Here is a 13,782-nt window from a genome sequence, read left to right as displayed (position 1 = left end):
GATGCGCCCTTGTTTTGATTATCCGAAAAATACGTCGCCGGCGGCGATCGTCTGCATCGTGTCCGAGCCCGTATCGAGCATCAGCCGGCCGTCCTGATCAATACCGGCAAAGCGGCCGGAAAGCGACCGATCCGGCAGGTTCACCGTAATGGTCTCGCCGATGCCGCGCGCTGCCGCCCGCCATTGGTCTATGATGTGTGCCACACCCCTGCCCTGGTCCCAAACGGAGAGCGTTTCGGCCATGGTCAGGAAAAGGTGGGCAAACAAGTCGTCCGGCGATACCGACGCCCCTTCGTTGCGAAGCGAAGTCACCGGGTAGAGTGCCTCGTCGGGCATGACGGCGATGTTGATGCCGCAGCCGATGACCAGCGCGCGACGTCCGTCTGCAAGACTCTCGCCTTCAAGCAGGATGCCGCAAGTCTTCTTGCCGTCGATGAGGATATCGTTCGGCCATTTGATCTCGACCGGAGCGCCGGCCAGCGGCATTACCTGTCGGATGGCCCTGTGAACCGCCACTGCCACTGCCAGCGGCAGCGAGTGCAGCAGCTCGATCGGAGCCGGCTCGATCAAGAGGAGCGAAGCATAGAGATTGCCGGGCTCTGAAAACCAGGCCCTACCGCGTCGACCACGTCCACCTGTCTGGCGGGCGGCGGTGATCCAGAGATTTCCCCTGTCCCCCTCGCGCGCCCGCACCAGGCATTCGCTGTTGGTCGAACCGACTTCATTGAGAGCGACGTGCCGGAAATCGTCGAGCGAAACCCGGCCGCCGCCTTCAAGGCCTATCAAAAGAAGGTCCGAGCCGCGACTTCAGCGGCGTTGCCGAGCGGACCACCGATCAGGACGTAGCCAAGCACGAACAGGCCCGAGAGACCGAAAACCAGGCGAAGCTCGCCGGCCGTCCGGGCAAACTCGCCCTTGGCATCGTCGAACCACATCACCTTGATGACACGCAGGTAGTAGTAGGCGCCGACGACCGAAGCGAGCACGCCGATGATGGCAAGCGCATAGAGATGGGCTTCGATAGCCGCCATGAACACGAAGTACTTCCCGAAGAAGCCTGCCATCGGCGGGATGCCGGCGAGCGAGAACATCAGGATGGTAAGGACCGTGGCCATGAAGGGGTTGGTCTGCGACAGGCCAGCGAGATCGTCGACGCTTTCGACGTTCTCGCCATCCTTGCGGCGCATGGCGAGGATGCAGGCGAAGGTGCCGAGCGTCATGACCATGTAGATGAGCATGTAGAGCAGAACGCCGCGAACGCCCGCCATAGAGCCGGCGGCGAGACCGACGAGCGCGTAGCCCATGTGACCGATGGAGGAATAGGCCATCAGGCGCTTGATGTTCTTCTGGCCGATCGCCGCAAAGGCTCCGAGCAGCATCGAAGCGATCGAGATGAAGACGACGATCTGTTGCCACTGGACAACGACCGGCTCGAACGCGTTGATGACGATGCGAACGAAGATGGCCATGGCGGCAACCTTCGGGGCCGCGGCGAAGAATGCGGTGACCGGCGTCGGCGCACCTTCATAAACATCCGGCGTCCACATGTGGAACGGAACGGCAGAAATCTTGAATGCAAGGCCGGCAAGGATGAAGACCAGTCCGAAGATCAGGCCGAGCGACGGCGTGCCCGTAGTCGTCAATGCAGCGGCAATCTCGTCAAAGCCGGTGTGGCCGGTGAAGCCGTAGACCAGCGACATGCCATAAAGCAGCATGCCCGAAGACAGCGCGCCGAGGACGAAATACTTCAGGCCGGCTTCCGTCGAACGGATGCTGTCACGGTTGATGGCGGCTACGACGTAGAGCGCCAGCGACTGCAATTCCAGCGACAGGTACAGCGACATCAGGTCGTTGGCCGAGATCATCAGGAGCATTCCGAGGGTGGCGAGCACCAGCAGCACCGGGAACTCGAAACGATCGATCTGCGCGGAACGGGCATGGCCGACCGTCATCACCATGGCGGTGATCGAGCCGATCAGCGCCAGCACCTTCATGAACTTGGCGAAGGGATCGGACAGGAAGGCGCCGCCGTAAGCTTCGCCCTCGCCCGTCTTCAGGACGAGCCAGAGGCCGGCGATGATGAGAAGGGCAACCGCAAGGCCGGTGACGGTCGAGGTCGACTTTTCACCGGCGAACACGCCGATCATCAAGAGCGCCATCGCGCCGACCGCGAGGATCAACTCGGGGATCGAGAGCTGCAGGCTAGCGAGGAGGATTTCAGCAGTCATGTCCAATCACGTCCTGTGGTCATTGCACCGAAAGCGCAACGTTTTGCGCTGCCTGCAGGGCTGCGGAGTAGTTGTTGACGAGCAGATCCACGGAGGCTGCGGTCGCATCGAAGATCGGCGCCGGATAGACACCGAAGAAGATCGTCAGGATCACCAGCGGGTAAAGGATCGCCTTCTCGCGAGCCGAAAGATCGAGCAGAGCCTTCAGGCTTTCCTTTTCCAGCGCACCGAAGATCACTCGGCGGTAGAGCCAGAGCGCGTAGGCAGCCGAGAGAATAACGCCGCTCGTTGCAAAGAACGCAACCCAGGTATTGACGCGGAAGACGCCGACGAGCGTCAGCACTTCGCCGACGAAGCCTGATGTGCCGGGTAGGCCGACGTTGGCCATGGTGAACACCATGAAGGCGACGGCGTATTTCGGCATGTTGTTGACGAGGCCGCCATAGGCCGAGATCTCGCGGGTGTGCAGCCGGTCATAGACGACGCCGACGCAAAGGAAGAGCGCGCCGGAGACGATGCCGTGCGACAGCATCTGGAAAATCGCACCCTGAACACCCTGCGTATTGGCCGCGAAGATACCCATCGTCACGTAACCCATATGTGCGACGGACGAATAGGCGATCAGTTTCTTGATGTCGGTCTGCATCATCGCCACCAGCGAGGTGTAGATGATCGCGATGACCGACAGCGTGAAGACGAAGGGCGCGAAATAGTCGGACGCCAGCGGGAACATCGGCAGCGAGAAGCGCACGAAGCCGTAACCGCCAAGCTTCAGGAGGATGGCGGCCAGGATGACCGAACCCGCCGTCGGCGCCTGAACGTGCGCGTCGGGAAGCCAGGTGTGCACCGGCCACATCGGCATCTTCACCGCGAAGGAAGCGAAGAAGGCGAGCCATAACCACGTCTGCATCTCACGCGGGAAGTTGTAGGCGAGAAGTTCAGTGATGTCGGTGGTACCGGCCTGCCAGTACATCGCCATGATGGCGAGCAACATCAGCACCGAGCCGAGCAGCGTGTAGAGGAAGAACTTGTAGCTCGCATAGACGCGATCCTTGCCGCCCCAGACACCGATGATGAGGAACATCGGAATGAGGCCGGCTTCGAAGAACACGTAGAACAGCACGATGTCGAGCGACACGAACACGCCGATCATGAACGTTTCCAGGATCAGGAACGCGATCATGTATTCCTTCAGCCGCTTTTCGACCGAGAACCAGCTTGCGAGCACGCAGAACGGCATCAGGAAGGCAGAGAGAACGACGAAGAGCACCGAGATGCCGTCGACGCCGAGATGATAGGAAATCCCGGTGCCGAGCCATTCGTGCTTCTCGGTCATCTGGAAACCCGGGTTCGAGCTATCGAACTGGTACCAGATATAGACCGACACGGCGAACGTGAAGAGCGTCGTCAGCAGCGATACGTTCAGGATGTTGCGGCGGCCGTAGGCGCTGTCTTCTCTTGTCAGCAAGAGAAGCAGGACGCCGACGAGCGGCATGAAGGTGACCGCGGAAAGTACGGGCCAATCGGTCATCAGAAGGAACTCCCGAGCATCATCCATGTAACGAGCGCAGCAATGCCGATCAGCATGGCGAACGCGTAGTGATAGAGGTAACCGGTCTGCAGCCGGACCACACGATCGGTGACATCAAGCACGCGTGCCGCAATTCCGTTAGGGCCAAGGCCGTCGATGACCCGGCCGTCGCCTTCCTTCCACAGGAAGACGCCGAGGCGCTTGGCCGAGCGTACGAACAGGAAGTCGTATAGCTCGTCGAAGTACCACTTGTTGAGCAGGAACTGGTAGAGGCCGCGATGCTGTTCCGCCAGGTACTTCGGCAGCTCAGGCCGACGGATGTACATGTACCAGGCCGTGAAGAGACCAAGCGCCATGGCGCAGAACGGGCTCCACTTAACCCACAGCGGAACGTGGTGGTACTCATGGAGGATTTCGTTTTCAGCCGAGGTGAACAACGCACCCTTCCAGAACTCGGCATAGCCCTCGCCGAAGAAGTGGTCGTGGAACAGGAAGCCTGCGAGCAGAGCACCGGCAGCCAGGATGTAGAGCGGCACCAGCATGACCTGAGGTGATTCATGGACGTGATGCATGACATCCGACGAAGCGCGTGGCTTGCCGTGGAAGGTCATGAAGGTCAGGCGCCAGGAATAGAAACTGGTGAACAGAGCGGCGATCACCAGCATCGCAAAGGCAAAGCCCGAAACGATGCTGTGCGAAGCGAACGTCGATTCGATGATGGCATCCTTCGAGAAGAAGCCGGCCGTACCGATGACGGTGCCGGGGATGCCGACGCCGGTGAGCGCGATCGTGCCGATGAACATCATCCAATAGGTGACCTTAATATGCTTCCGCAGGCCACCCATGTAACGCATATCCTGTTCGCCATCGACGGCGTGAATGACCGAACCTGCACCCAAGAAAAGGAGAGCCTTGAAGAAGGCGTGCGTGAACAGATGAAAGATGGCCGCGCCATAGGCGCCGACGCCGAGGGCCACGAACATGTAGCCAAGCTGCGAACAGGTCGAATAGGCGATGACGCGCTTGATGTCGTTCTGGACCAGACCGACGGTTGCGGCGAAGAAGGCCGTGATCGCGCCGATCAGCGTGACGACCGTCAGTGCAGTCGGCGACAGCTCAAACAGCGGCGACATGCGAGCGACAAGGAAGACGCCGGCGGTGACCATGGTTGCGGCGTGAATGAGGGCCGAAACCGGGGTCGGGCCTTCCATCGCGTCCGGAAGCCAGGTGTGCAGCAGGAACTGAGCCGACTTGCCCATCGCGCCCATGAAGAGCAGCAGGCATGCGGCCGTGATGGCATCTGCCTTGTCGAGGTGCATGCCGAACAGCGTAACAACCGCCTCCCCTGCTGCGGCACCTTCGGCCGGCAGGTAGGTCTGGGCTGCTGCAAAGATGGTTTCGAGGTTGACCGAACCGAACAGCACGAAGACGAGGAAGATGCCAAGCGAGAAACCGAAGTCGCCAACGCGGTTGACGATGAACGCCTTCATCGCCGCCGCGTTCGCCGACGGCTTCTTATACCAGAAGCCGATCAGCAGGTAGGATGCGAGACCCACGCCTTCCCAGCCGAAGAACATCTGCACCAGGTTGTCCGACGTGATCAGCATCAACATCGCGAAGGTGAAGAGCGACAGATAGGCGAAGAAACGCGGACGATGCGGATCGTGGTGCATATAGCCGATCGAATAGACATGCACGAGCGTCGACACTGTGTTGACGACCACGAACATGACTGCGGTCAGCGTGTCGACGCGGAACGCCCATTCGACGTCGAAGCCGCCGGACTGGATCCAGCGCAGCACCGAAACCTTGATCAGTTCCTGCTCGCCCATCGCGACGTCGAAGAAGACGTACCACGACAATGCGGCGGCGATGATCATCAGTCCGCTGGTGACATATTCAGAAGCCTTGGCGCCGATCGAAGTGCCGAAAAGGCCGGCGACCAGAAAGCCAATCAAAGGCAGGAAGACGATAGCCTTGATGATGGTATCCATAGCCCAATCAGCCCTTCATCATGTTGACGTCTTCAACAGCGATCGAGCCGCGGTTGCGGTAGAAGACGACGAGAATTGCAAGCCCGATGGCGGCTTCCGCGGCCGCGACGGTCAGAATGAACAGAGCAAAGACCTGGCCAGTGATGTCGTTCAGGAACGACGAGAAGGCGACCATGTTGATGTTGACCGCAAGCAGGATCAGTTCGACCGACATCAGGATGACGATGACGTTCTTCCGGTTCAGGAAGATGCCGAAGACACCAAGCGTGAACAGGATGGCGCTGACGGTGAGATAGTGGGAAATTCCGATTTCCATTTTTTGGTTCCTCGACCTCGCGTCCGAATTAAATGCCCTGCCCGGGCTTGACCGTGATCACCTCGACGGCGGTCTCGGGCGTGCGGGCAACCTGCTGCGGAATGCTCTGGCGCTTGATGTTCGTGCGGTGGCGCAGCGTGAGGACGATGGCGCCGATCATGGCGACCAACAGCACAAGGCCCGCGATCTGGAAGAAGTAGACGTAGTGGGTATAGAGCACGTCGCCGAGTGCGGCGGTGTTCGTCCGGTCGGCAACCGCCGGGATCGGCATCGAGATGCCCTTGGCAATCTCCGGCGAGAAGGTCGCGCCGCCGACGACGATGATCAGTTCGGCAGCCAGGATCAGACCGATCAGCGCACCGACGGGCGCATATTCAAGCACGCCGGCTCTGAGTTCGGCGAAATCGATATCGAGCATCATGACGACGAACAGGAAGAGCACCGCAACCGCGCCGACATAGACCACGAGCAGGATCATCGCCAGGAACTCGGCGCCAGCCAGCAGGAACAGGCCCGCCGAATTGAAGAAGGTCAGGATCAGGAACAGCACCGAATAAACGGGGTTCCTGGCCGCAATGACCATAAATGCCGATGCCACCGCGATGAAGGCAAAGAGATAGAAAAAAAGAACCTGCAGACCCATGATCGGTGCCTTTTTCGTCTTGCACGGCGTGAGGCTCTTGCAGCCCCCACTCCACTGGCAAAGCCGGACTGATGTCCGGCCTTTGCCCCAAACTGTTTCACATGTGCCGCCTTGAAGGGCGACACCACGCATCGGCCTCAGCGATAGGGCGAGTCCATTGCGATGTTGCGTGCGATTTCCCGCTCCCAACGGTCGCCATTGGCGAGGAGCTTGTCTTTGTCGTAGTACAGCTCTTCACGCGTCTCGGTGGCGAATTCGAAGTTCGGTCCCTCGACGATGGCGTCGACCGGACAGGCTTCCTGGCAGAAACCGCAATAGATGCACTTCACCATGTCGATGTCGTAGCGCACCGTGCGGCGGGTGCCGTCGTTGCGGCGCGGGCCGGCCTCGATGGTGATGGCCTGGGCAGGACAGATCGCCTCGCAGAGCTTGCAGGCGATGCAGCGCTCTTCGCCGTTCGGATAACGGCGCAGGGCGTGTTCGCCACGGAAGCGCGGGCTGACCGGCCCCTTTTCGAAGGGGTAGTTCAACGTCGCCTTCGGCTTGAAGAAGTAGCGCATCGACAGAAAGAACGCGCCGACGAATTCCTTGAGGAACAGCGAGCTGACGGCTTGCGAAAGACCGGCCATCATTTACCTCCAGACTTGCCGGCCTGGGAGCGGCCAGCGGTATGCAACCGAGCGAAAGCCAGCATCATGCAGCTCCCGTCAGCTTGAGAACGAATGCAGTGATCACGACCATTGCCAGAGAAATCGGCAGGAAGACCTTCCAGCCGAGACGCATCAGCTGGTCGTAGCGGTAACGCGGAACGAAAGCCTTCACCATCGCGAACATGAAGAACACGAAGGATGCCTTGAGAACGAACCAGATGATGCCCGGGACCCAGTTGAGGAACCAGACGTCAACCGGAGGCAGCCAGCCGCCGAGGAAGAGAATGGTCGTCAGCGCGCACATCAGGCAGATGGCGGCATACTCGCCGAGCATGAACATCATGTAAGGCGTGGAGCCGTATTCGACCATGAAGCCGGCGACGAGTTCGGATTCCGCTTCCGGCAGATCGAAGGGCGGGCGGTTCGTTTCAGCCAGCGCCGAAATGAAGAACACGATGAACATCGGGAACAGTGCGAGCCAGTGCCAGTCGAGGAACGATGCGGGCAGACCCAAGTTCGTACCGATGCCGTTGCTCTGCGCATTGACGATATCAGTCAGGTTCAGCGAACCCACGCACAACAGGACGGTGACGATGACGAAGCCGATCGAGACTTCGTAAGACACCATCTGCGCGGCAGAACGAAGCGCGCCGAGGAAGGGATATTTGGAGTTCGACGCCCAGCCACCCATGATGATGCCATAAACTTCAAGAGAAGATATGGCGAACACGAAGAGGATGCCGACGTTGATATTCGCGATCACCCAGCCGGCATTGAGCGGAATAACCGCCCAGGCGGCGAGCGCCAGCGTCACGGAGACGAGCGGCGCGAGCAGAAAGATTGCCTTGTTTGCGCCAGCCGGAATCACCGGCTCCTTGAAGACGAACTTCAAAAGGTCGGCAAAGGACTGGAAAAGACCCCAGGGGCCCACCACATTCGGACCACGGCGAAGCTGGACAGCAGCCCAGATCTTGCGGTCGGCCAGCAGAACGTAGGCGATGAAAAGCAGCAGCGCGACCAGCAGCAGCAGCGACTGGGCGACCATGATGATCGCAGGCCAGACATAGGTCGAAACGAAAGCGTCCATGATACTCTATTCCCTCGCGCTCATTCCGCCGCAGCTTTGAAGTTGTTGCGTGCCAAAGCCGAGCATTCGGCCATGACGGCGGATGCGCGCGCTATCGGGTTCGTCAAATAGAAGTCTTTGACCGGAGACGCAAACACGGATTTGCCCATCTCACCGGCTTTTTGAGCAAGTGCGGCAATTTCGTCGCCACTGCCGACGGCAATCGCGTCGACATCGGCGAAATGCGGCTGCGCGGCGTAAAGCTTCGAGCGTAATTCGCCAAGCGAATCAAAGGGCAGCTTCTTGCCGAGAACGTCGGAGAGCGCACGGATGATCGCCCAGTCCTCGCGGGCGTCGCCCGGAGCGAAGCCGGCACGGTTGCCGATCTGCACGCGGCCCTCGGTGTTGACCCAGGTGCCGGATTTTTCGGTGTAGGTGGCGGCGGGCAGGATGACGTCGGCAGCGTGGGCGCCATTGTCGCCATGCGAACCGATATAGACAGTGAAGCCGGACTTGCGGCCAGCAAGATCGATCTCGTCGGCGCCGAGCAGGAAGAGAACGTCAGTGGCCGAAACCATTTCGGCGGCCGTCTTGCCGTTCTTGCCCGGGACGAAGCCGAGGTCGAGACCACCGACGCGGGACGCTGCGGTGTGCAGAACGGCAAAGCCGTTCCAGTCGGCCGTCACTGCGCCGACAAGCTTGGCGGCAGCGGCGAGAACGGCGGCACCGCCCTCCCCTGCAACGGCGCCCTGGCCGATGATGATCATCGGACGCTGCGCCTTCTTCAAGGTCGCAGCGAACTTGCCCTTGCCGGACACGAGTTCGGCCAGCGTGTCGGTGCCTGCACCGAGGTATTCGTATTCGTAGCGCAGTTCACCCCGCTCGCCGATGACGGCGATCGGGAAATTGCCCATCCGGTAACGCTTGCGGATGCGTGCGTTGAGAACGGATGCTTCGAAGCGCGGGTTCGAGCCGATGATCAGCAGCGCGTCGGCGCTCTCGATCCCCTGAATGGTCGGGTTGAAGATGTAGCTGGCGCGGCCGAGCGACGGATCGAGCGCTGCACCATCCTGGCGGCAGTCGACGTTTTCGGAACCGAGCGAAGCAAGCAGTTCCTTCAGCGCGTACATTTCTTCTACGGAAGCAAGGTCACCGGCGATGGCGCCGATCTTGTCGCCGGAGGTCGCTGCAACGGCAGCCTTGACCGCCTGGAACGCTTCGCTCCACGTTGCAGCCTGCAGACGGCCGTCCTTCTTGACATAAGGACGGTCGAGACGCTGAGTCTTCAGGCCGTCCCAGATGAAGCGGCTCTTGTCGGAGATCCACTCTTCGTTGATGTCCTCGTTGACGCGCGGCATGATGCGCATCACTTCGCGGCCACGGGTATCGACGCGGATGGCCGAACCGAGCGCGTCCATCACGTCGATCGATTCGGTCTTGTTCAGTTCCCACGGACGCGCCGTGAAGGCGAACGGCTTGGAGGTCAGCGCACCGACCGGGCAGAGGTCAACGACATTGCCCTGAAGCTCGGAGGTCATGGCCTGTTCAAGATAGGTAGTGATCTCGGCGTCTTCGCCGCGGCCGATCAGGCCGAGTTCGGCAATGCCGGCCACTTCCGTGGTGAAACGGACGCAGCGCGTGCAATGGATGCAACGGTTCATCACCGTCTTGACCAACGGGCCGATATACTTGTCTTCGACAGCGCGCTTGTTTTCCTGGTAGCGCGAACTATCGATGCCGAAGGCCATCGCCTGGTCCTGCAAGTCGCATTCGCCACCCTGGTCGCAGATCGGGCAATCGAGCGGATGGTTGATCAGCAGGAATTCCATGACGCCTTCGCGCGCCTTCTTGACCATCGGTGTGGTCGTGAAGACTTCCGGCGTCTCGCCGTTCGGACCCGGACGAAGGTCGCGCACACCCATGGCACAGGAGGCGGCGGGCTTTGGTGGCCCTCCCTTCACCTCGATCAGACACATGCGGCAGTTGCCGGCGACCGACAGCCGCTCATGGAAACAGAAGCGCGGAACCTCGGCGCCGGCTTCTTCGCACGCCTGAAGCAGCGTGAAATGATCCGGGACCTCGATCTCTTTTCCGTCGACTTTCAGCTTTGCCATCTTCGTACTCAATCCTGTCTTCCATCCGTCCACCTTGAGGCGACGGACAATTCCAACACAGCCATGCTGCTTGCCGGTGGCGACCTCTGCCGGTCACCGCCTCTTATTCTTTTGCGCCTTTCAGCGCCTTTGCCTGCTTTACCCAGTCGTCGCGCAGAATACGTCCGCCAAAGCCCAGTTCGTCGTCGAAGCGGGCAATGTCGGCGTCACTCCAGGCGGCGATATCGGCGAACCGGCGAATGCCCTTGCCGTTCAGGACCTGCTCGAGCTTCGGGCCGATGCCGGAAATCCGCTTGAGGTCGTCGGCGGTGCGGGTCTTGGACCGCGAAGCTGCCGGCGCCTTCACGCGCTCCGCCAGCTTGTTCTCAGCCTTCGGCTTTGATACCGCGCCTTTCTTGGCGACTACCGGCTTCACCGTCTCTTGCGGCATTGCTTCTGCCTGAACCGGAGCTGCTTGGGTCGGAACGACCTCAGCCGGGGCGTCTGCCTGCATCTGGCCAGCCAAGGCCGAGCCCTTCTGCAGCGCTTCGACGGCGCCCTGCATCGCGCCGAACATAACGCCGGCGATGTGGCTCGACAGACCGAAACCAAGCGCGGTGGCAGCTGCCACGGCGCCTGCCGGATGCGCCATCAGCGGATGCAGCGGCACTTTGGGCATGGTCTTCATCCATTCGGCCATGCCGAACGGATCGGCCGGATCACTGCCAAGCGGACGTGCGGACGGAATGCCGCTCTCGGCCTCTCCCCTCACCTGTCCATCCTTGCGTGTGCCGGCCATGGCCCGTTACTCCGCCGCTTCCAGCACCGCGCCGTGCGACGTCGCGTTGCGGGTGTATTCGTCGATGCGCTTTTCGATCTCCGGACGGAAGTTGCGGATCAGGCCCTGGATCGGCCAGGCGGCCGCATCACCCAGAGCACAGATCGTGTGACCTTCGATCTGCTTGGTGACGTCGAACAGCATGTCGATCTCGCGCTTCTGGGCGCGGCCCTGCACCATGCGTTCCATCACGCGCCACATCCAGCCGGTGCCTTCGCGGCACGGCGTGCACTGGCCGCAGCTCTCGTGCTTGAAGAAAGCCGAGATGCGGGCAATTGCCTTGATGATGTCCGTGGAGCGATCCATGACGATGGCAGCCGCCGTGCCGAAGGACGATTTGACTTCACGAAGCCCGTCGAAATCCATCGGGCAGTCAATGATGTCTTCCGCCTTGACCACCGGGCACGATGCGCCGCCGGGAATGACCGCCAGCAGGTTGTCCCAGCCGCCGCGAATGCCACCGGCATGCTTGTCGACGAGTTCACGGAAGGTGATGCCCATCGCTTCTTCGACCGTGCACGGCTTGTTGACGTGACCGGAGAGCATGAACAGCTTGGTGCCGACGTTGTTCGGACGGCCGATCGACGAGAACCAGCCAGCGCCGCGGCGCAGGATCGTCGGGGCAACTGCGATCGACTCGACGTTGTTGACGGTCGTCGGGCAGCCGTAGAGACCCATGTTCGCCGGGAACGGCGGCTTCAGGCGCGGCTGGCCCTTCTTGCCTTCAAGGCTTTCGAGCAGCGCGGTTTCTTCGCCGCAGATGTAGGCGCCGGCGCCGTGGTGGACGTAGATGTCCATGTCCCAGCCCAGCTTGTTGTTCTTGCCGAGCAGGCCGGCGTCGTAGCATTCGTCGATCGCAGCCTGCAGCGCCTCGCGCTCGCGGATATATTCACCGCGCACGTAGATGTATGCGGTGTGCGCACCCATGGCGAAGCTGGCGATGACGCAGCCTTCGATCAGGGTGTGCGGATCGTGACGCATGATGTCACGGTCCTTGCAGGTGCCCGGTTCGGATTCGTCGGCGTTGACGACCAGATAGTGCGGACGCCCGTCGCTTTCCTTCGGCATGAAGGACCACTTGAGACCGGTCGGGAAGCCTGCGCCGCCACGACCGCGAAGACCCGAAGCTTTCATCTCGTTGACGATCCAGTCGCGACCCTTTTCGAGGATCTGCTTGGTGCCATCCCAATGGCCGCGGCTCATCGCGCCCTTGAGAGACTTATCCTTGAGGCCGTAGATATTGGTAAAGATGCGATCTTCATCTCTGAGCATGGTTCACCTCTTTACCGCGGCTTCTTGCCGAAAACTCTGATGTATTCGGCTTCGCCACCCTTGGCGAGCGCCTTGGCCTGCTTGACCCAATCGTCACGTTCGATCCGGCCCTTGAAATTGAGATAGCTGTCGACCCATTCGCGCTCGGCCTTCTTCCACGACGCGACTTGCGCGAACGTGTAGATGCCGAGTTCGTGCAGCGTGCCTTCGATCTTCGGGCCAACGCCGGAGATCAGCTTGAGGTCGTCGACAGCCGCCGGCCTAGCGATGCCTGCCGGGCGGTTCTTGTCTTCAAGCGACGGCTTGCCGGAAACGTCGGCCGCCCTGGCGGGCTTCGACTTGTCGGCGGTGTCGCCCTCGACCTTGGCGTTTGCCGCCGCTTCCTTCTTCGCCGTCGCCGGCGTCTTCACGGCGGCGTTGGTTTCGCTGGCAGCGGTCTTTGCCCGTGCAGCGTTCGATGGCGGAACGCTGACAACAGGCGCATCGCTGACCTTCTTCGCGCTCGCGGGAGCCTTCCTGGCCGGCGCGTCCGGCGTCATGAGCGTGGTCGGGCCACCTTCCGGCGCCGAGAAGACACGATCGATCTGCGGACCGGTGGCGACTTCGGCACCCTTGCCTGCATCGAAGCGGTCGATGATCTGCTCGAGCTGCTCGGGCGTCAGGTCTTCATAGGTGTCCTTGAAGATCATGACCATCGGCGCATTCACACAGGCGCCCTGACATTCCACTTCTTCCCAGGAAAGCGTGCCGCTCTCGTTGAGGGTGAAAGGATCGTGGGCGATCTTGCTCTTGCAGACCCGGATCAGGTCTTCGGCGCCACGCAGCATACACGGCGTCGTGCCGCAGACCTGCACGTGAGCGCGCGTTCCGACCGGCTTCAGCTGGAACTGGGTATAGAAGGTCGCAACTTCGAGCACGCGGATATAGGCCATGCCGAGCATGTCAGCGATCGATTCGATCGCGGCCTTCGTTACCCAGCCGTCCTGCTCCTGCGCCCGCATCAACAACGGAATGACCGCGGACTGCTCACGGCCTTTCGGATACTTCTGGATTGTCTTCTTTGCCCAAGCGGCGTTTTCGCGATTGAACGCGAATGCGGCCGGCTGAACATTGTCTTCGGCTAGTCGACGAACAGACATTCTTCACGACAC

At 60.9% G+C, this 13,782-nt stretch carries 12 protein-coding genes; all 12 read right to left on the bottom strand.

Going from position 1 to position 13,782, the window contains the following annotated elements; translation table 11 throughout:
- Window positions 1-18: 18 nt before the first annotated feature.
- Complete coding sequence (locus tag J3R84_RS05055; protein ID WP_162249774.1) at window positions 19-783, bottom strand: biotin--[acetyl-CoA-carboxylase] ligase; 765 nt, start codon at window positions 781-783, stop codon at window positions 19-21.
- Entirely contained in the window at window positions 783-2,228 is a 1,446-nt protein-coding gene (gene nuoN, locus J3R84_RS05050) for an NADH-quinone oxidoreductase subunit NuoN (RefSeq protein WP_057211423.1), read from the bottom strand. The genes J3R84_RS05055 and nuoN overlap by 1 nt, the downstream gene beginning before the upstream one ends.
- Before the next feature lie 19 nt (window positions 2,229-2,247).
- Window positions 2,248-3,759, bottom strand: coding sequence for an NADH-quinone oxidoreductase subunit M (locus J3R84_RS05045; protein ID WP_057211424.1), 1,512 nt, complete (start codon window positions 3,757-3,759; stop codon window positions 2,248-2,250).
- Window positions 3,759-5,753 (bottom strand): NADH-quinone oxidoreductase subunit L, encoded by a 1,995-nt coding sequence (nuoL, locus tag J3R84_RS05040; RefSeq protein WP_057211425.1) that lies wholly within the window; start codon window positions 5,751-5,753, stop codon window positions 3,759-3,761. Before nuoL ends, J3R84_RS05045 begins: the two co-directional genes overlap by 1 nt.
- A 7-nt stretch (window positions 5,754-5,760) precedes the next feature.
- On the bottom strand, window positions 5,761-6,069 hold the full coding sequence (nuoK, locus tag J3R84_RS05035; protein WP_025426592.1) for an NADH-quinone oxidoreductase subunit NuoK: 309 nt from the start codon (window positions 6,067-6,069) through the stop codon (window positions 5,761-5,763).
- Between the two features lie 28 nt (window positions 6,070-6,097).
- The gene (locus J3R84_RS05030; protein WP_025426591.1) at window positions 6,098-6,712 is read right to left on the bottom strand and encodes an NADH-quinone oxidoreductase subunit J; all 615 of its coding nucleotides are present in this window, start codon (window positions 6,710-6,712) and stop codon (window positions 6,098-6,100) included.
- A gap of 137 nt (window positions 6,713-6,849) precedes the next feature.
- Complete coding sequence (gene nuoI / locus J3R84_RS05025) at window positions 6,850-7,341, bottom strand: NADH-quinone oxidoreductase subunit NuoI (RefSeq protein WP_025426590.1); 492 nt, start codon at window positions 7,339-7,341, stop codon at window positions 6,850-6,852.
- 64 nt (window positions 7,342-7,405) lie between these two features.
- Entirely contained in the window at window positions 7,406-8,449 is a 1,044-nt protein-coding gene (gene nuoH / locus J3R84_RS05020) for an NADH-quinone oxidoreductase subunit NuoH (RefSeq protein WP_025426589.1), read from the bottom strand.
- A gap of 20 nt (window positions 8,450-8,469) precedes the next feature.
- Window positions 8,470-10,542: an NADH-quinone oxidoreductase subunit NuoG gene (nuoG, locus tag J3R84_RS05015; RefSeq protein ID WP_057211426.1), complete on the bottom strand. Its 2,073-nt coding sequence runs from the start codon at window positions 10,540-10,542 to the stop codon at window positions 8,470-8,472.
- Between the two features lie 103 nt (window positions 10,543-10,645).
- Window positions 10,646-11,320, bottom strand: a complete 675-nt coding sequence (locus J3R84_RS05010; protein ID WP_057211427.1) for a helix-hairpin-helix domain-containing protein — start codon at window positions 11,318-11,320, stop codon at window positions 10,646-10,648.
- 6 nt (window positions 11,321-11,326) lie between these two features.
- Complete coding sequence (gene nuoF / locus J3R84_RS05005; protein WP_025426586.1) at window positions 11,327-12,631, bottom strand: NADH-quinone oxidoreductase subunit NuoF; 1,305 nt, start codon at window positions 12,629-12,631, stop codon at window positions 11,327-11,329.
- 11 nt (window positions 12,632-12,642) lie between these two features.
- The gene (locus tag J3R84_RS05000) at window positions 12,643-13,770 is read right to left on the bottom strand and encodes an NADH-quinone oxidoreductase subunit E (protein ID WP_025426585.1); all 1,128 of its coding nucleotides are present in this window, start codon (window positions 13,768-13,770) and stop codon (window positions 12,643-12,645) included.
- Window positions 13,771-13,782: the final 12 nt, after the last annotated feature.

The organism is Ensifer canadensis, assembly GCF_017488845.2.
GTDB classification, from domain to species: domain Bacteria; phylum Pseudomonadota; class Alphaproteobacteria; order Rhizobiales; family Rhizobiaceae; genus Ensifer; species Ensifer canadensis.
This window is presented reverse-complemented; position numbering and strand designations above follow the sequence as displayed.